Below are 20,605 nucleotides of genomic sequence, written 5' to 3'. Positions count from 1 at the left end.
AGAGCATGAATCGCGTGCTGAATTTTCTATTCGCACTTTTGCTATCGCCGATTTTGTTGCCCATTGTCGGGGCCATTTGGCTTTGGATCCGTCTGGCAGAGGACGACGACGCCTTCTACATCGCCGAGCGCGCCGGGCAGGATTGCAAGCCCTTCGGTCTCATCAAATTCCGCACCATGAGCCATGATCCTGAGGATTCCGGTGTGACGGGCGGCGACAAGGCCAAGCGGATCACGCCGATCGGCCGCAAGCTGCGGCGCTACCGTCTCGACGAGTTGCCGCAGATCATCAATGTGCTGAAAGGCGACATCAATTTCGTCGGGCCGCGCCCGCCGCTGATGCGCTATGTGCAGGCTTTCCCGGACATCTACGGCCCGCTTTTGAAGGAGCGCCCCGGCATTACCGGACTGGCCTCGATCCTCTATCATCGCCGGGAGGAGGCGCTGCTCTCCACAGCCGGAACGGCGGCGGAAACGGAGCATCTTTACAGCAATGTCTGCGTGCCCGCGAAGGCGCGGCTGGATCGCTGGTATCAGCAGCGCCGGACCTGCTGGCTCGATTTTCGCATCCTCTGGATGACCATCCACCGCACCGGGCGCGAGGCGCCGGTCAAACGTGTGTCGGCACCAATGCGGCGACTTGTTCGAGCCGCGCGGAATCGGGCCCTCGCAGAACCACATCGCAGATAAACTTGCCATCGATCACATGCGGATAGGAACCGATGGCCACATCGGGGTTGTCCTTCGCGATCTGCCGCAGTTGATCCGCGAGCGCGCTTTCGGGGCCTTTGAACTGCACCGATAGGCTTTGCTGCGGCACACCGCCGGGAATGCTCGGCAGCACGTTCTGGGCCATGGCCCGGAAGATGTTCGGCACCCCCGCCATCACATGCACATTGCCGATGGTGAAACCGGGCGCGTGAGAAATCGGGTTGTCGATCAGCGTCGCGCCATCGGGTATCCGGGCCATGCGCAGGCGCGCGGGCGTCAGATCCGCCTCGCCCTTGGGGTAGTTCTGCGCCAGCGCCATGCGGGCATCTTCGCGCACATCAATGGAAACCCCGAAAAACGCAGCGACTGCATCGGCGGTGATGTCGTCATGGGTCGGGCCGATCCCGCCAGAGGTGAACACGTGATCCGCCGTCTCCGTCATGCTTTTCAGCGCGGCGGAGATCGCGTCCATCTCGTCGGTCACGACGCGGATCTCCCTCAGCTCGATCCCGCGCCGGTTGAGTTCCCCCGCCAGCCAATGGCCATTTCCCTCATGGGTGCGGCCCGACAGGATTTCATCCCCGATAATCAGAATGGCGGCAGTTGGGTTGGGCATGGCGCGTCCTCGTGCTATCAGCCGGGCCATGAAGTTCGACCCGCCCCTTATCCGTGCCACGCTCACCCGCAGATACAAGCGTTTTCTTGCGGATGTGATCTTGCCGGATGGTCGCGAGACGACGGCGCATGTCGCCAATCCCGGCGCGATGACGGGGCTGGCCGAAGAGGGTCAGGCGATCTGGCTTGCGGATGTGGCGGGCGGCGGGCGCAAGCTGGACTGGAGCTGGAAACTGGCGGAGGTGCCGACCGGTCTCGTCTGCGTCGATACCACGCTCTCGAACCGCATTGTCGAGGACGGTCTGGCCCTGGTCCCGCACGAGACCTACCGCCGCGAGGTGAAATACGGGACCGGGAGCCGCGTCGATTTCCTGCTCGATGAAGATCACTATCTGGAGGTGAAGGGCGTCACGCTGTCGCGCCAGCCGGGCTTGGCCGAATTCCCCGACACGACCACCGCGCGCGGGACCAAACATCTGCGCGAACTTGCCGAGATGGTGCGGCAGGGTAAACGGGCGACCATGCTCTATCACTCAATGCGAAACGACGCCGAGGCGGTGACGATTGCTCATGATATTGACCCCGCCTATGCCGCCGCTTGGCATGACGCAAAGGCGGCGGGCGTAGAGATGATCGCGGTCGCCAGCACCATCACGCCGGAAGAGATCACCCTCGCTAAACCGCTGCCGTTGCAAGCGCCGCCCGCTGCGTCTATGTGAGGCGCATCAAAGGAGCATGTGATGACAGAGCAAGGTCAGGTCAATCGCGATGGTATCCGCATCCACACGGACGCGGATTTCGAAGGTATGCGCCGGGCCGGGCGTCTGGCTGCGGAGATTCTCGATAAGGTCTCGGATCTGGTGACGCCGGGTGCGACCACGGGGGAGCTGGACGCGTTCATCGAGGATGAGATCAAGAAGGCCGGGGCGAAAAGCGCGACCATCGGCTATCGCGGTTATGAACATGCCTCCTGCATTTCGCTCAACCATGTCGTCTGTCACGGGATTCCCGGCGACAAAAAGCTGAAGAATGGCGATATTCTCAACATCGACGTGACGGTGATCGTCGATGGTTGGTATGGCGATACGAGCCGCATGTTTGTGGCCGGCGCGCCGAACCGCAAAGCGGAGCGCCTGATGGCGATCACTCATGAAAGCCTGATGCGCGGGATCGAGAAGGTCAAACCCGGCAACACCTTTGGCGACATTGGCGCGGCGATCCAAACCTATGCGGAAGGCGAGCGCACCGGCGTTGTGCGGGACTTCTGCGGGCACGGTTTGGGGCAGGTGTTCCACGCGCCGCCCAATGTGCTGCATTACGGGCAGTGGGGCCGGGGGCCGGTGCTGGAAGAGGGGATGTTCTTCACCATCGAGCCGATGATCAATCTGGGCCGTCCCGAGACCAAAGTGCTCGCCGATGGCTGGACCGCTGTGACCCGCGACCGCTCGCTCTCGGCGCAATATGAGCATTCGGTGGGTGTGACGGCGGATGGCTGCGAGATTTTCACGCAATCGCCGCGCGGCATTTTCGAAAAACACTGGTAAGCGGACTGCCCTGACGGGCAGAAACCCTCCTCCGACCCGCGTTTAAAAACGCGCGCCGGTTGTGGGCGCGTGCGGCGATTTTCATGACTCCTTAACCAGTTTTCGGCCAAGCTGCGGGCATGAGAAAGACATTGGCGGGATTTTTTGAGCGGCCGGTGGCCGGACTGCGGCGGGCAGAGGCACCCCCGGAGCCCGGTCTGGAGGTTCACACCGAAACCGCGCCGTCGCCACCCGCGCGCCCCCTGATCCGCTTTGCAAATGGCTATGGGGCCGGGGAGGCTCCCCGCAGGCCGAACACATCGTCTCCTCATGACAAGAAGAGGGATAAGCCCCATTACTACGGCCACCGTGACCGGCTCCGCTTGCGTTTCATGCAGGCGGGGTCCGGCGCACTTGCCGATTACGAGATGCTGGAACTCGTGCTGTTCCGCGCCATTCCGAAGATCGATGTGAAGCCGCTGGCGAAGAAACTGCTGGAGGTTTTTGGCGACTTCAACCACGTCATCTCCGCGCCGCGTCACCGTTTGCTGGAAGTGTCGGGGGTGGGTGATCGCGTGGTGCAGGAGCTGAAGATCGTCGAGGCTGCGGCGCATCGGTTGGCGCAGGCGAAGGTGATCCAGAAACCGGCGCTCTCAAGTTGGGATGCGCTGATCACCTATTGCAAAACGGCGATGGCGCATCGCGAGACGGAGGAATTTCGCATCCTGTTTCTCGACCGCAAGAACACCCTGATCGCGGATGAAGCACAGCAGAAAGGTACCGTCGATCACGTGCCGGTCTATCCGCGCGAGGTGGTGAAACGGGCGCTGGAGCTGAACGCCTCGGCCATGATCCTCGTGCATAATCATCCCTCTGGCGATCCGACGCCGAGCCAGGCGGATATCGACATGACCGCCCAGATCGAGGACGCGGCGCTGGCCCTTGGCCTGACGCTCCACGATCATGTGATTATCGGCAAGGGCAGCGAAACCAGTTTCCGGGCCAGCGGGTTGCTCTAGCCGCATTGAATCCGCCCCGAAAATTGGGCAATGTCGCGGGCGAAGGAGAGCCGCCAAGCGATGCATAAACTCTATCATCTGCCGCTCTGCCCGTTCAGCCGCAAGGTGCGGCTGGTTCTGGGTGAGAAGAAGATCGAGACCGAACTGGTCGAAGAGCGCCCCTGGGACAAGCGCATGGATTTTCTGCGGTTGAACCCGGCGGGCCAGGTGCCGGTCTTGAGCGCGAATGGGGTGATCCTCGCGGAGAGCCAGGCGATCTGCGAATATCTCGAAGAGCTGCATTCCGACCCGCGCCTCATCCCCACCGACCTTGTGAACCGCGCCGAAGTGCGCCGCCTCTGCGGGTGGTTCGACGGCAAGATGTGGCAGGAGGTGACGGGCAATCTCTTGGTCGAAAAGGTCAACAAGCGGCTGATGAAAACCGGCTCGCCGGACAGTGCCAAGATCAAGGCGGGCCTGCAGAATATCCGCTTCCATATCGATTATTGCGACTGGCTTCTGGAAAGCCGCAAATGGCTTGCCGGGGACAATATGACGCTTGCGGATCTGACTGCCGCGGCGCATTTCTCCTGCCTCGATTATATTGACGTCATCGAGTGGAACCGCTCGCAAAATCTGCGCGACTGGTATGCGAAAGTGAAGTCGCGCCCGAGTTTCCGGGGGCTTCTGGCCGATCAGGTGCCGCCCTTCCGCCCGCCCGCGCATTACCGCGACCTCGATTTCTGATGGATCTGCGCGCCGCCCTTCATGAAGAGGCCCGCGCACTCGGCATCGCGAAGCTTGGGGTTTGCCGTCCGGATGCGATCCCTGAGGCGATGGCGCGCCTCAAAGCGTTTCTTGCCGAGGGCTATCACGGGCAAATGGGTTGGCTGGAGGATCGCGCGCATTGGCGGGGCGATCCGGCGGCGCTCTGGCCCGAGGCGCGGTCGGTCATCATGTTGGCGGAGCCCTACACCCCGACCGAAAACCCGCTGCAAATCCTGAATCATCCCGACCGCGGCGCGATTTCCGTCTATGCGCGTGGGAAGGATTATCACGACGTTCTCAAGAAAAAGCTGAAGCGGCTCGGGCGCTGGTTCGTCGAGAAAACCGGGGCGGAGATCAAGGTGTTCGTGGACACGGCGCCGGTGATGGAGAAGCCGCTGGCGGAGGCGGCGGGTCTCGGCTGGCAGGGCAAGCATACGAATTTGCTGGGCCGGGATCTTGGCAACTGGTTCTTTCTGGGGGCGATTTTCACCACCGAAGAACTGCCCATTGACGCACCGGAGGCTGAGCATTGCGGGTCCTGTCGCAAATGTCTCGATATTTGCCCGACCGATGCGTTTCCCGCGCCGTTTCAACTCGATGCGACGCGCTGCATTTCCTATCTGACGATCGAGCATAAGGGCAGCGTTCCGGTGGAACTGCGCGCGAAAATGGGCAACCGCATCTATGGCTGCGACGATTGCCTCGCCGTTTGCCCGTGGAACAAATTCGCGCAGGAAGCGACCGAGAGCGGCTATTGGGGCCGGATCGAACTGAGCCGCCCTAAGCTGGCGCATCTCGTCAGCCTCACCGATGCTGAGTTTCGCGAGGTGTTTTCCGGCTCGCCGATCAAACGCATCGGGCGCAACCGCTTCGTGCGCAATGTGCTTTACGCGATTGGCAATTCCGGCGAGGCGGGGCTGGTGCCCTACGCGGGCGCGCTGTTGACGGATGAGGACGAGGTTGTGCGCGAGGCGGCGGAATGGGCCGTGGCGCGGCTGGAAGGGGCGGCATGATCCTTTTGAGTTTCGGTCACGGCTATTCGGCGCAGGCGCTGGAGCGGCGGCTTGCCCCGCAGGGCTGGCGGATCATCGGGACAACGCGCGATCCGGAAAAGGCCGAGGCGATGCGGGCGCGCGGGATCGAGGCGCGGCTATGGGGCGAAGATCTGAGCGAAGAGATTGCAGAGGCAACGCATATCCTCTCCTCCGCCGGGCCGCGGGATGATGATCCGGTGCTGGCGGAATATGGCGCGGCGTTGCGGGCCGCGTCGCCGGAGTGGGTTGGGTATCTCTCGACCACAGGCGTTTATGGGGACCATGGCGGGGACTGGGTGGATGAGACGACGCCGCTCCATGGCGAGCAACCGCGCGGCAAAGCGCGGATTGCGGCGGAGGCAGCTTGGGCCGACACGGGTTTGCCGGTGCATATCTTCCGGCTCGGCGGGATTTACGGGCCCGGACGCGGGCCGTTTTCCAAGGTGAAATCCGGTAAGGCGCGGCGGATTATTAAGGAGGGCCAAGTGTTCTCCCGCAGCCATGTCGAAGACATCGCGCAGGCGCTTGAGGCGAGCATGAACGACCCCGACACCGCGTTTCCTGCGATCTACAATGTCGTCGATGACCTGCCCGCGCCGCCGCAGGATGTGCTGACCGAAGCGGCGCGCCTGTTGGAGATGCCGCCCCCGCCGGAATATCGGTTTGAGGACGCGGATATGTCCCCCATGGCGCGGAGTTTTTACGCCGAAAACAAGCGTGTGCGGAATGACAAGCTCAAGGAACGCTTCGATTTGAAACTGCTTTACCCCGATTATCACGCAGGTTTGTCTGCGCTTCTGAAGGCAGACCCGCCGGACGCTTGATTAACAAATGTTTCCCGCCCATAGTTTCGCCGCAACCCACCCGAGGAGGACATCATGGGACTTTGGAATTTTGTGAAAGAGGCCGGTAAGGGCCTGTTTGGCGGCAAAGCGGAAGCGGCGGAAGCCCCGGCCAAGGAAGAAGCGATCAAGAAAGAGCTGAAGGATCTCGGCCTTGATAACAACGAGGTTCAGGTCAAGGTTGACGGCGACAAGGTGAAGGTCTCCGGCAAGAATGTGACGCAGGAACAGCGTGAGAAGATCATTCTGGCGGCGGGCAATGTCGAAGGCGTGGCCACCGTCGAGGACGATCTCGAAGCGGATGATGGCAGCAAGGAGCCGAAATTCCACGTGGTGGAGAAGGGCGACACCCTTTGGGCCATCGCGGAAAAGACCCTCGGCAATGGTGCGGATTATCAGAAGATTTTCGAAGCCAACAAGCCGATGCTGTCGGATCCGGACAAGATCTATCCGGGCCAGACCCTGCGCATCCCGCAGGACTGATAAGCTCGACATGAAAAGACCGCGCTCCATTCGGGGCGCGGTTTTTCTTTGCGGGTGCGCGTGCCTCGGGGCCTTGCGCCCCTTCGGCCCGCAGATGACCCGAAGGTCATCCGCGCAGGATCGGCATCCAGATCTCGATATCGCCCTTGCGCGAGGTCGGATCATAGCCGGGACCGTAACGCTCGAAGGGCAGGTTGCCGCCGATCCGCAGGCCCATGCTGGGCAAAGCCTCGCCCAAGATCGCCGACCATGTTTGCGCAAGCGTGTCGGTCGCGCCGTGATGGGTGAAGACGGCATATTCCGCTTCGGGCAGATACATGCGGTCCGCGTCATCCGGCAAGTCGTCGATTTCCGCGACCTCCACCCCGCAGAGATAGTCGATCACGCCCTCATCCGCGTCCATCCCCTCGGTCACGCCGTAATAAGCATCGCCGATGCCGGGCAAGGGCGGCATCTCCATGAAACGCCGCCATTGCGCGGGCACCACATCACCGATATCGGCGATTTGGTGGCGTTCAGACAGCCCGGCGATATACATGCCGGGCGCGGTGAGGAAACGGGGCTTTTCATGTGTCATAGATTGACTTTGCGCGGAGGGAGGGCGCCAATCAAGCTTCCTCTTCAGCAAAGACCTCCATCGCGGCATTCAGCCCGTTGATCGCCGCGGGCATTCCGCCATAGACCGCCATCTGCCAGATCGCCTCCAGGATTTCGGTCTGGCTGGCCCCCGCTGCGAGGCTGTGCGCGACGTTCACCTTAAGCTGCGGCGCGGTCTGCCCGCCCAGAACGGTCAGCGCCGCGATGGTGCAAAGCTGGCGGGTTTTGAGGTCGAGACCGGCGCGGGCGTAATGGTGGCCGTAAGCCCAGTCGATCAGGCTTTCGCTCATGCCGGGCAGCGTGTGGTCGTATTTCTCCGCAAGCGCGGTTTCGAGATCGGGGTTCAGTTGCGCGACGATATCGCGGGCTTTCTCAAGTGTTGTCATCGGTGTCTCCATTCTCCATGCGCCGGTAGAGCGCGATTTTGTCGTCCAGAAAGCCAAGGGTTCTGGTGAGATCCGCGATCTTTTGGACGACCGCGTCGCGCTGCGTCTCCAGCATCTCACGCCGAGCGGTGACGGTCGCATCGCCCTCGGCCCGCAACTGCGCGTAGTGCAAGCGCTGCGCCTGCGGCATCCCGGTCGCGCGGAGCAGTGCGAGAAACTCCAGCCAGCGCAGATCCGCCGGACCGTAGCGCCGCCGCCCGCCCGCATCCCGCGCGACCGTCGGCATCAGCCCGATTTTCTCGTAAAACCGCAGCGTATCCGCCGTCAGCCCGGTCCGCTTGCACACCTCACCCATCAACATATTCGCCTCCTGACGACTCACTTTCTACCGGCTGGAGCGCACTCCAGCTCAAGCCCTATTTTTGCTGCGCCGCATGATGGTTCAAGTTTTCTGGAAATTCTCATTGTCCTGTTATGCCGTAACGTCAACATTCGTTAAAAAAGGGAGGATACGATGGGCGAGCCAATTCCCCAGCAAGGTGAGTTTGACGAATATCAGGATCCGCCGCGGTCCGCGAAGACGACATGGATCCTGCGTGCGGCGGGGGTGATCGCGGCGATTGTGGTCTGGCTGCTGCTTGGCGGCTCGGCGGAACTGTCGAGCGATGCGCGTTTCGTGGCGGCGATTGCGACGCTCATGGCGGTCTGGTGGATGAGCGAGGCGATCCCGCTGGCCGCGACCTCGCTGCTCCCCATCGTCCTGATCCCGGCCTTCACGGAACGCACCGTCGGCGAGTCGACCGCGCCTTATGCGAGCTCCATCGTCTTCCTCTTTCTAGGCGGGTTTCTCATCGCCATTGCGATGGAGAAATGGAACCTGCACCGCCGGATCGCGCTCCTGACCCTCGCCCGCGTGGGTGCAGAGCCGCGCCGGATTGTTCTTGGCCTGATGATCGCGACCGGTTTCCTGTCGATGTGGGTCTCGAACACGGCGACGACGCTGATGATGCTCCCCATCGGTCTCTCTGTCCTCACCCTTGTCGCCGAACGCGCGGGCGGCGGCCAAGATGTGCCGCACAAGCCCGGCCATGTCGCGCATATCGCCGATGACAATATCCGCCGCTTCGGCGTGTGCCTCGTGCTGGCGATTGCGTGGTCGGCCTCCATGGGCGGCCTCGGCACGCTGCTTGGCAGCCCGCCAAACGCGATCATTGCGGGCTATGCGTCGGATGAGCTTGGCCGCGACATCGGTTTTCTCGAATGGATGATCCTCGGCGTCCCGCTCGCCTTCACCTTCATCCTGATCGCTTGGGTGTTGATGACACGGATCCTCTACCGTTTCGATCTCGACGAGGTGCCCGGCGGCGAAGAGATGATTCAGAGCGAGATCCACCAACTCGGCGCGGTCAGCCAGGGCGAACGGATGGTGATGTTCGTCTTTGGTGGCGCGGCGTTCCTCTGGGTGGTGCCGGGCCTGCTCGCCAGCATCCCCGGCCTTGGCGACAATCTCGGCTGGTTCGGCAATCTCGACGACACGGCGATTGCCATCGGTGCAGGCATCACGATGTTTCTGCTCCCCGGCGATGATCGCGGCAAAATGGTGCTCGACTGGCAGGATGCGGAGGATGGCTTGCCTTGGGGCGTGCTGCTCCTCTTTGGCGGTGGTCTCAGCCTCGCCAGCGCGGTGGCCGCAACGGGTCTCGACAGTTGGTTCGGCCAACAGGTGACAGGGTTGCAAGTGCTCCCGACGATCCTGCTCGTCGGCGCGGTCTGCCTGATTGTTCTGTTCCTCACCGAAGTCACCAGCAACACAGCCACGGCGGCGACTTTCATCCCCGTCCTTGGCGGTGTCGCCGTCGGTATCGGCGCAGACGCAATGACCCTTCTGATCCCGGCCGCCTTCGCCGCAACCTGCGCCTTCATGCTCCCGGTCGGCACCCCGCCAAACGCGATCGTCTTCGGTACGGGCGCAGTCACCATCGGTCAAATGGCGAAAGGGGGCTTCGTCCTGAACATCATCGGCGTCGTGCTGATTACCGTGTTCTGTTACCTGCTCGGCGGGTTCGCGCTCGGGTTGGAGTTTTAAAAATTAATTAAATCAGTGTGTTGAATTGAGTGCGAAGAAAGGTGACAAAGATCATTGATCGTTAGGAGAATTTTCCTATATTGGTCGTAGGGCAGTCATGCGCCGGAATTACCCAGAGTATCCCTATCGGATGCAGGCGAGAGATCGCAATTATGGGCCGGGGGGCTGCCCATTATAATTTACAAAATCTTTGAAAACATTCTTTTGGCTCGGGCTCAAGGATACGCTATCAATATCGGGAAGGAACTTGAGGCCATAACTCATATAATTCCCATGCCTTTGATATATATTTTTACTAATTTCGTTTATGTATTTATCTTCAACGTTTCCATATAAATCTGGCTCGATTGCGGAAGCAATCGCACTCACTCCAAAGTCCGCTATTTGTAACGCTGCGAGTTTTGAGTGGTCTTGGGCGTCTACAGCAGAAATATCGATGGCAGGCCAATGAATTCTGCAATTTTGATCCTTTTTGAGTCTCTCCAAGTACTCTTTGAAGCCATCATAGCTTAAGCCGCCGCGACGAGAAAATACGATCTTAGCTCTGCCGTCACCTTCTTTGACAATAGGACGATAGTCTCTGCAGAACCATGATACTCTCTCAATCAAAAATCTGGTGAGATAGAAATAAAGTTGATTTTTCTCAGTGAATGTAGATGCCTCAGGGGTGTTTTTGTATCCGAGTACGCACGAGAAACGTAACGGACTACCTCCGATAATTTGGCAGGAACGCCGTTTTTGAGAATGGGTCATATCCTTAAAGTGGATATCCCTGCGTTTAGATTTAGGCTTGCACTCAGCTCTAATTTTATCTCGCAATTCAACCAACTCGAGATCGCGACTTGCGCGCACTATGCAAGCGCCGATCACCAGCCAGTGTGAAGCTCCACCTTTACCACCGGGCTGTCTAAATTTGGAGAGACCGTCGTCTCCAGATTCGTCTATATATACATTATAAGAATACGCCATCTCGCAAAATTATATAATTTTATCTTAATATCAAAGGATAGTTCTAAAAAAACGCCCCGCATCTCTGCGGGGCGTTTCGTTTCTAACCAGCGAGTGAGGCTTACTCTTCCTCGTCCGCGGTGGCTTTCTGGCCGATCTCTTCGCCGGTTTCCTGATCGACGACTTTCATCGACAGGCGCACCTTGCCGCGATCATCGAAGCCCATCAGTTTGACCTTCACGTCCTGCCCTTCGGACACGACGTCCTTCGGGTGGCCGACGCGCTCGTTGGCCATCTGGCTGACATGGACGAGGCCGTCGCGCTTGCCGAAGAAGTTCACGAACGCACCGAAGTCCATGATCTTCACGACTTTCCCGGTATAGACCGCGCCCACTTCCGGCTCGGCGGCGATTTCCATGATCATCTTCTTGGCCGCGTCGATCTTGTCCTGATCGTTCGAGGCGATCTTGATCTGGCCGTCGTCGTTGATGTCGACCTTCGCGCCCGACTCCTCGACGATGGAGCGGATCACCTTGCCGCCGGACCCGATCACTTCGCGGATCTTGTCGGTGGCAATCTGGATCGTTTCGATCTTCGGCGCATGTGCGGAGAACGCACCGGCTTCCGAAAGGGCTTTGCCCATTTCGTCGAGGATATGCATCCGGCCACCTTTCGCCTGCGCGAGGGCCTGGCTCATGATTTCCGGCGTGATCCCGGCAACCTTGATGTCCATCTGGAGCGAGGTGATGCCGTTTTCGGTGCCCGCCACTTTAAAGTCCATATCGCCGAGGTGATCTTCATCGCCGAGGATGTCAGTCAGAACCGCAAACTCGTCGCCTTCGAGGATGAGACCCATGGCCACACCGGCCACCGGCGCTTTCAGCGGAACGCCCGCATCCATCATCGAGAGCGAACCGCCGCAGACGGTGGCCATCGAGGACGAGCCGTTCGACTCGGTGATCTCGGAGACCACGCGGATGGTGTAGGGGAAGTCCGTCGGGGCTGGCAGAACCGCCTGAAGGGCGCGCCATGCGAGTTTCCCGTGGCCGATTTCGCGGCGGCCCGGGCTGCCCATGCGGCCCGTCTCACCGACCGAATAGGGCGGGAAGTTGTAGTGCAGCATGAAATTCTCGCGGCTCTCGCCGTCAAGTGCGTCGATGATCTGCTCATTGTCGCCGGTGCCGAGGGTCACAACGCAGAGCGACTGCGTTTCGCCGCGGGTGAAGAGCGCCGAGCCGTGGGTGCGGGGCAGTACGCCCGCTTCCGCTTCGATCGCACGCACGGTGTCGAGCGAACGGCCGTCAATGCGGCTGCCGGTCTTGATCACATCGCCGCGCAGGACGGTCGATTCCAGCTTCTTGAGCGCGGAGCCGAGGTTTTTGTCGTCCAGCTCTTCTTCCGACAGATTGCCCACGATTTCTTCGCGGACAGCCTGGATCGCGTCGCGGCGGTCGCCCTTGTCCTTGATCGCATAGGCATCGCGCATCTTCGCTTCGCCAAGGCCAGCGACCTTCTCGTAAAGCGCGCTGTAATCCGGCGGGGTGAAGTCGAACGGCTCTTTCGCCGCCGACTCGGCCAGCGAAATGATCGCGTCGATCACCGGCTGCATCTGGTCATGACCGAAGGTCACGGCGCCAAGCATTTCCTCTTCCGACAGCTCATAAGCTTCGGACTCCACCATCATCACGGCATCTTTGGTGCCAGCGACGACGAGGTCGAGACGCTGCTCAGGGTTCTGGCGCAGCTTGTGCATGTCCTCGACGGGCGGGTTCAGCACATATTCACCATTCGCGAACCCTACGCGAGCCGCGGCAATCGGGCCCATGAACGGCACGCCGGAAATCGTCAGCGCCGCCGATGCGGCAATCATCGCGACGATATCGGGATCGTTTTCGAGATCATGCGACAGCACCGTGCAGACCACCTGCGTCTCATGCTTGAAGCCCGGCACGAAGAGCGGGCGGATGGGGCGGTCGATGAGGCGCGAGGTCAGCGTCTCTTTTTCGGTCGGACGGCCTTCACGTTTGAAGAAACCGCCGGGGATCTTGCCAGCCGCGTAGAATTTTTCCTGATAGTTCACCGTGAGCGGGAAGAAATCCACGCCCTCTTTGGCTTCCTTGGCGAAGGTGACGTTAGCCATCACACAGGTTTCCCCAAGGGTGGCGATGACCGTGCCATCTGCCTGACGCGCAACCTTGCCCGTCTCCAGAGTCAGCGTCTCACGCCCCCACTGGATCGTCTTTTTAACTTCATTGAACATAGCGTTTCCTTAACCGGGCACCGCCCCTGCGGCCCCGTTTTCCGTTGCCCCTTTCCATCCTGCCGGACCGTTCGGGGCGAAACGGGCGGCACATATGGAAACGCGCCCGGCAAAGGGCGCGCTCCCGAAATCAGATTAACGGCGGATGCCGAGGCTGGTGATGAGCTTTTTGTAACGCTCTTCATCCTTGGCTTTGACATAGTCGAGCAGCTTACGACGCTGCGAAACCATTTTGAGAAGGCCACGCCGCGAGTGGTTGTCCTTCTTGTGACCTTTGAAATGCTCGGTCAGGTTGGTGATGCGATGCGTCAGAATGGCAACCTGCACCTCGGGGGAGCCGGTATCACCGTCTTTCGTCGCATATTCCTTGATGAGCTTTTCTTTGGCGTCTGCTGTGATCGACATCGGGATCTCCTTGTGTTTCGGCCCAGCCGGGATGTCGTCCAGCGGGGTCATGGAAAGATAACACCCCCATGAGAGGGGGTGTGCGGCGGTATATGGCAGATTTTTGGCGGGAAGGGAAGGGGGATGGTAGATCAGCCTAAAAGCAAGCCATTTTCACAATCTTACAAATGTCCGGATGTCATGCGAAGGCGATTTTGGAATCCGATGCGATTGTTCATCCGTTTCAACTACATTAATTGGCACGCCATGAGGTGCAAGTTCTGTGCCAATAATTTCGCGAGATATTTCGCGATATTTTGGAGTATTGGCGTGCTCAAACAAAAAATCAGATTCGAAAATTTCGTCGTAAAAGGTGCAGTAACGTATTTTCCCAGATATTGAGATTAAAATATCTTTCTTTGCGTAAGACCCTTTTAGTGCATCAAAGTCCTTTTGTGTCTGAATGCCTGGCATTGTTTGTTCATCATTTGCTGGAAAAGCGTTCCATCGTGTCGCCTTGCGTTGTATAAAGATCTCAGTTGAGTGCAGAGAATTTTTATCATTAAGTTCTCGCGCACTACATACCGAGATGATTTCAAACCATTTAGCCGGTGTTTGACCGCTGTTTATCGCGGTTAGTGTGACTTCCGGGTGTTCTCCAAACTTGTTCCCCCAAGTGATTGTTGCTGCATCGACATGAATGTATGCACGCGATTGGTCTATTGAGGCTTTACGAGTAACCTCAACGGCCTCCCTTGCCGCCGCATTTGCTTGGCGGGTGAGTAGCAATGTCCATAAAAGGAGGCTGGCTGCGATCATCGCTACAAGAGTCGAAAGCCAAGATGCCCGCATTGCAAGTCGATCAACAGAAATCGATTCCTTTTGTAGAGCGATTGATAGTTCAGCTCCTTGCGCTCTTAAATTTGAAGGCTCTTCAATTTCTTCTATCCAAGCCGGAGTTTCACTCGTTATTTCGAATGAACTTTGACCTAAGGCTGAACGATCTTCCTCCTCTTGAGACAGGACTGAGAAGGGTAAGCTCACTAAGCAAAGCGTGAGTATGATCCTATTAAACTGCATAATTACACCTCAACCCGAAACACCCGATCCGGGTGCAGCATCCCGCCCATATACCGACCAATCGCAATCGGTGCGCCATCCCGTGCGGCCCAGACCATCTCGCCCGGCTCGGCATCCCCGATCACCTCGCCGGGGTTGCCGTTGGTAAGGCGGAGGGCGCCGGCTTCGGTGGCGGTCATGCGGGGGAGGTCCGCGAGGGCGGTTTCGATGGGGAGCAGCAGTTCGTCGATCTCGGGGGTGCGGGCGCGGGTTTCGATGTCGTCGAGGCTCACCGCATCTTCCAGTGTGAACGGGCCGGACCAGACCCGGCGGAGCCACGCGATATGGCCGAGGCAGCCGAGGGTTTCGCCCAAATCCCGCCCGATGGCGCGGACATAGCCGCCCTTGCCGCAGACCATGTGGAGGCGGGATTGGTCTTGTGTGTGGGCGTCGAGGCGGAGGGTGTCGACGAAGAGCGGGCGGGCTTTGAGCGCCACCCCTTCGCCCTTGCGCGCGGCTTTATAGGCGCGTTCGCCGTCGATTTTCACGGCGGAGAAGGCGGGCGGCACTTGCATGATCTCGCCGGTGAAGGCGGGGAGCGCGGCGATCACATCGGCCTCGCTCGGGCGCGCGTCGCGGGTCGCGATCACCTCGCCTTCGAGGTCATCCGTATTGGTCGCCGCGCCCCAATTGACCGCGAAATCATAGGCTTTCAGCGCGTCGGTGAGATAGGGGACGGTCTTGGTCGCCTCGCCAAGTGCGATGGCGAGAAGGCCGGTGGCGTCCGGGTCGAGCGTGCCCGCATGGCCCGCCTTTTGCGCCTCAAACGCCCATTTGACCTTGTTCACGACGGCTGCGGAACTCCACCCGGCGGGTTTGTCCACGATCAGCCAGCCGGAAATGGACCGCCCTTTTTTGCGTCTCGCCATGCGTCGCCCCTTTAGAGTTTCGCCTATAATTTGGGGGGAGCGCCCGTCTCCGCCCAAGTGTCACGGGTCTTTGCATAGAGGAGCATGTCGTCGGGATAAAGATCGGCGATGCGGCGTTCGAGATCGGGTGTTGTGAGCTCCGCGGTCGGGATCGGTTTCACGCTTTCATTGAGCGGCGGCAGACTCTCGATGATCGTCCCAATCTCAGGGATCAGCGGCGCGGCGAGGGCGGTGATCTGCGCGCGGGCGTTGCTGAGGTCGACGGGCTGGAAGCCGAACGCGGTCGCGAGACTGGCGCGATACTGCTGCGGCCGCCAATGGGGGTTGAGTTTGTCACGCCCCCGTTGCCCCATCTGTCGCGCGATCATGTCGAGCAGCAGGTGGCAATTGGCGCGGTGATCGTCCGCGGTTTCGGGCGTGCGTGTGAAGCCGCCGCCTTGCTCCAGCGTCTCGGCGATAAAGGGAAAGGCGTGCGGCCCGGTGCCGATCACCTTGTCGAAATAGAGCGAAAAGAACCGGTCTCGCGGGTCGCGCACCATGAAGATGCCAAGCCCCGCCTCGACTTGGCTTCTTGTGACCGAAATGCGCGGCAGATCCGGCGCGTTGGCGATATCCATCGGGTCGTCGTAAAGGCGGCCATGCGCCAGCCGATACATCAGATTGCGCAGGAAAGTGCAGCCGGTTTTCGCGGTGGTGATGGCGTAAAGCGGCAGGCTCTCCGTGCCGAGCGCCTGAACCTCGGTGGATGCGGGCTGCGTCGGCGGGGCGGGCGGCACCCAGGCTTGCGTTTTCAGCGCGGCGCAAAAATCCCGCGCCTCGACCCAGTAATGCAGATCCGAGCCATAAAGATCCTCGATCTTCTGGATCTGATCCGGGCGCAAATCCTCTTGCGACAGAAGCGTTTGCGCCGGTGTCGGGATGCTTTCCGGCAGCGGCAGCAGCTCGGGCAGCTCCTCCGCCATATACTGCGCGACAACCTCGCCGAACCGCTCCTGCGGCACGATCAGCCCATTGGCGAAAGCGAGCCGCGCGAGCGGGCGGGTCTGCGGGCGCCAGCGTTTGCCAAGCTTTTGCAGCGGCCCGCCTTCCCGCGCCTCGGCGATCCATTCCAGAAGCGCATCGAGATTGCGGCGATGCGTGTCCAAACTCGCGCCGGGCGTGACGTCATAGCCCTCAGATTCACTGAGAAAGGCGACGAGACGCTCCTGCCGCCGCTTACCGGGCAGGAGCGCCGCCGTCACGTAATTCTGCAACAGCCGCGTCACCGGGTTCGACACGGCGGCGATATAGACACCGGTTGGCGAAAGGCCGGGATGGTCGGGGAGGAGCGGGCGGCGCACGATATTCTGCGGATCGGGGAGCCGCATCCCCGCCTGTTGTAGGATTACGCGGCGCAGCACATCCGCGTCGTCATCCATGAGCGGCAGATAGCCAAAACGCGGATCGGTGCCCTTGAGGTCCTTGATCGCGATCCGGCTCTCAGCGGTCATCAATCGTCCCGGTCCAGATCGCGGCGCACCTCTTCGCGGGAGAAGAGTTCCTGCGTTTTCTCAAGCTGATCATAGGTCTCATCGGCGACGAATTTCAGCTTGGGTGCGAATTTCAGATCGACCTGTTTCGCGATCAGATGGCGGATTTCCGGGGCGTTGCGCTTCAGGATTTCGATCACTTCGGCAACATTTCCGCCGCCAAGCGGCATCACATAGGCCGTCGCCTGTTTGAGATCCGGCGACATCCGCACTTCACCCACGGTGATGGAGCGGCCTGAAAGGTCCGGGTCATGCACATCGCCGCGCATCAGAAGGTCCGAAAGGGCGCGGCGGATCACCTCGCCGACGCGCAATTGCCGCTGGCTGGGGGCTCCGTTTCCATGAATGGCTGCCATGACTCTGCCTTTTCTCTTGCTTGAGGCCAACATAGAAGCGAGGCATAGGAATGACAATGAAGAGCAAGACAAAAGGAGCCGCGAGATGATCAATGTCGGGGTAATGGGCGTCTCGGGCCGAATGGGGCAAATGCTGGTCGCGGCGCTGGCGGAGAGCGAGGCGGCGCAGTTGTCGGCGGCGGGCGAGCGGCCGGGTCACGACTGGGCGGGCCAGCGGCTTGGCGATTTCGTCTCGGGCGGGGGCGACGTGAATGTGTGCCAAACGCCGGAGACGGTGTTTCAAGACAGTGATGTGGTGATTGATTTCACTGCGCCCAAGGCGACGCTGCATCACGCGGAACTGGCGCAGAAAACCGGCACGGGTTTGGTGATTGGGACGACCGGGTTTTCGGATGAAGAGCTGGCGGAGCTGGCCAAGGCGGATGCGCCGATTGTGCGGGCCGGGAATATGTCGCTTGGGGTGAATTTGCTCACGGGGCTGACGAAACGGGTCGCGGCGGCACTTGGCCCGGATTTCGACATTGAGATTGTTGAGATGCACCATAAGCACAAGGTCGATGCGCCCTCGGGCACCGCGCTGATGCTTGGCGAAGCGGCGGCGGAAGGGCGCGGCGTGGAGTTGGGCAAGGTGTCGGACCGGGGCCGCGACGGCCAGACCGGTGCGCGCAAACGCGGCGATATCGGCTTTGCGGCGCTGCGCGGCGGCGATGTGGTCGGCGAGCATGACGTGATTTTCGCCGGGGCTGGCGAGCGGATCATCCTGCGCCATGTCGCGACGGACCGGATGATTTTCGCGCGTGGCGCGGTCGCGGCGGCGGCGTGGCTCAAGGGCCGCGCGCCGGGGCATTACGACATGAACGACGTGCTGGGTCTCAAGGACTGAGCCCGGCCGCAGGCGGCGGCGCTTCGGGGGATCGACCCCCAAAGCGCCGCGCTGCCGCCCGAAAGACGGGAGGGAAGGGACATGACGATCACGGTGGAGACCCTGCGCGGCGAGGCGATGCGGCCCTATCTCGATGACCTCGCGACGCTGCGCATGACGGTGTTTCGCGAGTTTCCCTATCTCTATGACGGCTCGCGTGCCTATGAGACCGATTATCTCGACACCTATGCGCAAGCGCCGGGGGCGGTGCTGGTTCTGGCGCGGGATGGCGAACGGGCGATTGGTGCGGCCAGCGCGCTGCCGATGACGAGCGAGACTGACGAGGTGCAGGCCCCGTTCCGCGAAGCGGGTTATGATCTGGACGAGATTTTCTATTTTGGCGAGTCGGTGCTGGAGGCGGGGTATCGCGGCGCCGGGATCGGCAAGGCGTTCATGGAGGGACGGCTTGCCGCCGCGCGTGAGGCGAAAGCGAAAATCGCGACGTTCTGCGCTGTTGAGCGGCCTGAGGATCACCCGATGCGGCCCGAGGGTTACCGCCCGCTGCATGGGTTCTGGCAGGCACAAGGGTTTGTCCATCATCCGGAGATGCGCACGACATTTTCCTGGAAAGACATTGGCGAGACGGGAGAGACCCGCAAGCCGCTGAGTTTCTGGATCAAAACCCTCTGACGGCTCGCGCAGATTCGCTCGCTAAAGCCAACCTGGCCAAATAAGTCGACAACACCCGCACCACACGCGGCTGCCCGAAGGGTCAGCCTCGCGCAGCAAGGGGCATCCCCCGGCGCTGCGCGACCGCTCGGACCGTCAGCCCTGTTTCAGCAACCGCGCTTTCTGGCGCTGCCAGTCGCGCTTCTTCTCGGTCTCGCGCTTGTCGACGGTCTTTTTCCCCTTGGCGATGCCGAGTTTCAGCTTCGCCATCCCGCGATGGTTGAAATAGAGCACCAGCGGGATCAGCGTCATGCCTTCGCGGCCCACGCCTTTGGCGAGCCGGTCGAGTTCCTTGCGCGACACGAGCAGCTTGCGCTTGCGGGTCTCGTCATGGGTGAACGTCTTCGCCTGCTCGTAAGGGTCGATGCGGCTGTTGATCAGCCACAGCTCGCCCTCTTCCACATTGGCATAGCTCTCGGCGATATTGCCTTTGCCATTGCGCAGGCTTTTCACCTCGGAGCCCTCAAGCACGATCCCCGTCTCGATATCGTCCTCGATGGTGTAATTGTAGCGCGCCTTGCGGTTTTCGGCGACGACCTTGTAATTCGGATTGTCCTTGGCTTTGGCCATTAATTCAGCAGGCCGGCGTGGACCATGGCCGCGCGGACCTTCTCCTTTACATCATCTTCCAGCGGCATCATCGGGCTGCGCACATCTTCGGCGCAGCGGCCCAAGAGCGAGAGGCCGTATTTTGCGGGTGCCGGATTCGTGTCAGCGAACATCGCGCGGTGGAGCGGCATCAGACGGTCCTGAATGATCAGGGCTTTCGCGTAGTCCCCTGCCAGCGTCGCTTCCTGAAACTCCGCGCAGAGACGCGGCGCGACATTCGCGGTCACAGAGATACAGCCAACCCCGCCATGGGCATTGAACCCGAGCGCCGAGCCATCTTCGCCCGAAAGCTGGATAAAGTCCGGCCCGCAGGTGATCCGCTGATCCGAGACGCGGCAGACATCGCCCGTCGCATCCTTCACGCCGACAATATTGTCGATCTTCGCCAGTTCGCCCATCGTGTCCGGCTTTACATCCACGATGGACCGACCCGGTATATTGTAAATGAAGAGCGGCAATTCAACCGCCCCAGCGACGGCTTTGAAATGCGCGTAGAGCCCGCGCTGGTTCGGCTTGTTGTAATAGGGCGAGACCACGAGAATCGCATCGGCCCCCACACGCTCGGCGTGATGCGCGAAGCGGATGGATTCGACCGTGTTGTTCGACCCCGCACCCGCAATCACCGGCACCCGGCCCTTGGCTTGTTCGACAGTGATGGCAATGACCTGCTCATGCTCTTCATGGGTCAGCGTGGGCGACTCGCCCGTGGTCCCAACGGTCACAAGCCCGTGTGTTCCTTCACTGATTTGCCAGTCCACGAGATCACGCAGAGCCTTCTCGTCCAGCGCCCCGTTTGCGAAAGGGGTAATTAGGGCTGGGAACGACCCTTTGAACATGAGATACCTCCGGCTATATATATAAGCGTCGCATGGGGGCGCGCGGACAAAATTAGCCCCCT

24 protein-coding genes are annotated in these 20,605 nt (G+C 60.5%); 11 read left to right on the top strand and 13 right to left on the bottom strand.

Translation table 11 applies throughout. The features are described from left to right. Positions 1-5 precede the first annotated feature (5 nt). Positions 6-689, top strand: coding sequence for a sugar transferase (locus ACMA5I_RS08510; RefSeq protein ID WP_525885828.1), 684 nt, complete (start codon positions 6-8; stop codon positions 687-689). On the opposite strand, the gene ACMA5I_RS08505 is transcribed toward ACMA5I_RS08510, so the two are convergent. Next, positions 610-1,326: a competence/damage-inducible protein A gene (locus ACMA5I_RS08505; RefSeq protein ID WP_525885827.1), complete on the bottom strand. Its 717-nt coding sequence runs from the start codon at positions 1,324-1,326 to the stop codon at positions 610-612. The genes ACMA5I_RS08510 and ACMA5I_RS08505 overlap by 80 nt on opposite strands. A 28-nt stretch (positions 1,327-1,354) precedes the next feature. On the opposite strand from ACMA5I_RS08505, the gene sfsA reads away from it, so the two are divergent. The 7 genes from sfsA to lysM all read left to right on the top strand — a co-directional run bounded on the left by sfsA (position 1,355) and on the right by lysM (position 6,973). Next, complete coding sequence (gene sfsA, locus ACMA5I_RS08500; RefSeq protein ID WP_525885826.1) at positions 1,355-2,044, top strand: DNA/RNA nuclease SfsA; 690 nt, start codon at positions 1,355-1,357, stop codon at positions 2,042-2,044. A 21-nt stretch (positions 2,045-2,065) separates the two neighbouring features. Then, a complete protein-coding gene (map, locus tag ACMA5I_RS08495) occupies positions 2,066-2,869 on the top strand; it encodes a type I methionyl aminopeptidase (RefSeq protein WP_525885825.1) in 804 nt (267 codons plus the stop codon). Between the two features lie 119 nt (positions 2,870-2,988). Continuing rightward, the gene (radC, locus tag ACMA5I_RS08490; RefSeq protein ID WP_525885824.1) at positions 2,989-3,867 is read left to right on the top strand and encodes a RadC family protein; all 879 of its coding nucleotides are present in this window, start codon (positions 2,989-2,991) and stop codon (positions 3,865-3,867) included. A gap of 60 nt (positions 3,868-3,927) precedes the next feature. Beyond that, positions 3,928-4,593, top strand: coding sequence for an FtsZ-binding protein FzlA (gene fzlA / locus ACMA5I_RS08485; RefSeq protein WP_525886011.1), 666 nt, complete (start codon positions 3,928-3,930; stop codon positions 4,591-4,593). After that, a complete protein-coding gene (gene queG, locus ACMA5I_RS08480; RefSeq protein ID WP_525885823.1) occupies positions 4,593-5,627 on the top strand; it encodes a tRNA epoxyqueuosine(34) reductase QueG in 1,035 nt (344 codons plus the stop codon). Before fzlA ends, queG begins: the two co-directional genes overlap by 1 nt. After that, the gene (locus tag ACMA5I_RS08475) at positions 5,624-6,472 is read left to right on the top strand and encodes an SDR family oxidoreductase (RefSeq protein ID WP_525885822.1); all 849 of its coding nucleotides are present in this window, start codon (positions 5,624-5,626) and stop codon (positions 6,470-6,472) included. The genes queG and ACMA5I_RS08475 overlap by 4 nt, the downstream gene beginning before the upstream one ends. Before the next feature lie 54 nt (positions 6,473-6,526). Continuing rightward, positions 6,527-6,973: a peptidoglycan-binding protein LysM gene (lysM, locus tag ACMA5I_RS08470; protein WP_525885821.1), complete on the top strand. Its 447-nt coding sequence runs from the start codon at positions 6,527-6,529 to the stop codon at positions 6,971-6,973. A gap of 106 nt (positions 6,974-7,079) precedes the next feature. Here the strand turns inward: lysM and ACMA5I_RS08465 are convergent, their stop codons facing one another. Genes ACMA5I_RS08465 through ACMA5I_RS08455 form a run of 3 tightly spaced genes read right to left on the bottom strand, consistent with a single transcriptional unit; the run spans position 7,080 to position 8,317 of the window. Next, entirely contained in the window at positions 7,080-7,550 is a 471-nt protein-coding gene (locus tag ACMA5I_RS08465; protein WP_525885820.1) for a GyrI-like domain-containing protein, read from the bottom strand. Positions 7,551-7,581: 31 nt separating this feature from the next. Beyond that, positions 7,582-7,956 carry a carboxymuconolactone decarboxylase family protein gene (locus tag ACMA5I_RS08460; RefSeq protein WP_525885819.1) on the bottom strand — a complete coding sequence of 125 codons (375 nt, stop codon included), beginning with the start codon at positions 7,954-7,956 and terminating at the stop codon, positions 7,582-7,584. Further along, positions 7,943-8,317 carry a MerR family transcriptional regulator gene (locus tag ACMA5I_RS08455; protein ID WP_525885818.1) on the bottom strand — a complete coding sequence of 125 codons (375 nt, stop codon included), beginning with the start codon at positions 8,315-8,317 and terminating at the stop codon, positions 7,943-7,945. The genes ACMA5I_RS08460 and ACMA5I_RS08455 overlap by 14 nt, the downstream gene beginning before the upstream one ends. A gap of 153 nt (positions 8,318-8,470) precedes the next feature. Between ACMA5I_RS08455 and ACMA5I_RS08450 the strand changes: the two genes are divergently transcribed. Next, a complete protein-coding gene (locus ACMA5I_RS08450) occupies positions 8,471-10,042 on the top strand; it encodes an SLC13 family permease (protein WP_525885817.1) in 1,572 nt (523 codons plus the stop codon). Between the two features lie 150 nt (positions 10,043-10,192). Here ACMA5I_RS08450 and ACMA5I_RS08445 read toward each other — a convergent pair whose 3' ends face one another. From ACMA5I_RS08445 to rbfA, 7 genes are all read right to left on the bottom strand, one after another. Then, the gene (locus ACMA5I_RS08445) at positions 10,193-11,011 is read right to left on the bottom strand and encodes a DUF3800 domain-containing protein (protein WP_525885816.1); all 819 of its coding nucleotides are present in this window, start codon (positions 11,009-11,011) and stop codon (positions 10,193-10,195) included. 100 nt (positions 11,012-11,111) lie between these two features. Further along, positions 11,112-13,250 (bottom strand): polyribonucleotide nucleotidyltransferase, encoded by a 2,139-nt coding sequence (pnp, locus tag ACMA5I_RS08440; protein ID WP_525885815.1) that lies wholly within the window; start codon positions 13,248-13,250, stop codon positions 11,112-11,114. 135 nt (positions 13,251-13,385) lie between these two features. Then, a complete protein-coding gene (gene rpsO / locus ACMA5I_RS08435) occupies positions 13,386-13,655 on the bottom strand; it encodes a 30S ribosomal protein S15 (protein WP_525885814.1) in 270 nt (89 codons plus the stop codon). A 153-nt stretch (positions 13,656-13,808) separates the two neighbouring features. Beyond that, entirely contained in the window at positions 13,809-14,678 is an 870-nt protein-coding gene (locus ACMA5I_RS08430; RefSeq protein ID WP_525885813.1) for a hypothetical protein, read from the bottom strand. 38 nt (positions 14,679-14,716) lie between these two features. Further along, a complete protein-coding gene (gene truB, locus ACMA5I_RS08425) occupies positions 14,717-15,622 on the bottom strand; it encodes a tRNA pseudouridine(55) synthase TruB (protein ID WP_525885812.1) in 906 nt (301 codons plus the stop codon). Between the two features lie 23 nt (positions 15,623-15,645). After that, on the bottom strand, positions 15,646-17,112 hold the full coding sequence (locus ACMA5I_RS08420) for a sulfotransferase family 2 domain-containing protein (protein WP_525885811.1): 1,467 nt from the start codon (positions 17,110-17,112) through the stop codon (positions 15,646-15,648). After that, positions 17,112-17,507: a 30S ribosome-binding factor RbfA gene (gene rbfA, locus ACMA5I_RS08415; protein WP_525885810.1), complete on the bottom strand. Its 396-nt coding sequence runs from the start codon at positions 17,505-17,507 to the stop codon at positions 17,112-17,114. The genes ACMA5I_RS08420 and rbfA overlap by 1 nt, the downstream gene beginning before the upstream one ends. A gap of 85 nt (positions 17,508-17,592) precedes the next feature. Between rbfA and dapB the strand changes: the two genes are divergently transcribed. Further along, the gene (gene dapB, locus ACMA5I_RS08410) at positions 17,593-18,390 is read left to right on the top strand and encodes a 4-hydroxy-tetrahydrodipicolinate reductase (RefSeq protein WP_525885809.1); all 798 of its coding nucleotides are present in this window, start codon (positions 17,593-17,595) and stop codon (positions 18,388-18,390) included. Positions 18,391-18,471: 81 nt separating this feature from the next. Then, positions 18,472-19,059, top strand: coding sequence for a GNAT family N-acetyltransferase (locus ACMA5I_RS08405; RefSeq protein WP_525885808.1), 588 nt, complete (start codon positions 18,472-18,474; stop codon positions 19,057-19,059). A 135-nt stretch (positions 19,060-19,194) separates the two neighbouring features. Here the strand turns inward: ACMA5I_RS08405 and smpB are convergent, their stop codons facing one another. Together smpB and dapA are read right to left on the bottom strand one after the other, a co-directional pair. Then, a complete protein-coding gene (gene smpB / locus ACMA5I_RS08400) occupies positions 19,195-19,668 on the bottom strand; it encodes an SsrA-binding protein SmpB (RefSeq protein WP_525885807.1) in 474 nt (157 codons plus the stop codon). Further along, positions 19,668-20,543: a 4-hydroxy-tetrahydrodipicolinate synthase gene (gene dapA / locus ACMA5I_RS08395; protein ID WP_525885806.1), complete on the bottom strand. Its 876-nt coding sequence runs from the start codon at positions 20,541-20,543 to the stop codon at positions 19,668-19,670. The genes smpB and dapA overlap by 1 nt, the downstream gene beginning before the upstream one ends. Positions 20,544-20,605: the final 62 nt, after the last annotated feature.

The organism is Jujubicoccus corallicola (assembly GCF_047345645.1).
GTDB lineage: Bacteria > Pseudomonadota > Alphaproteobacteria > Rhodobacterales > Rhodobacteraceae > JBLEFH01.
This window is presented reverse-complemented; position numbering and strand designations above follow the sequence as displayed.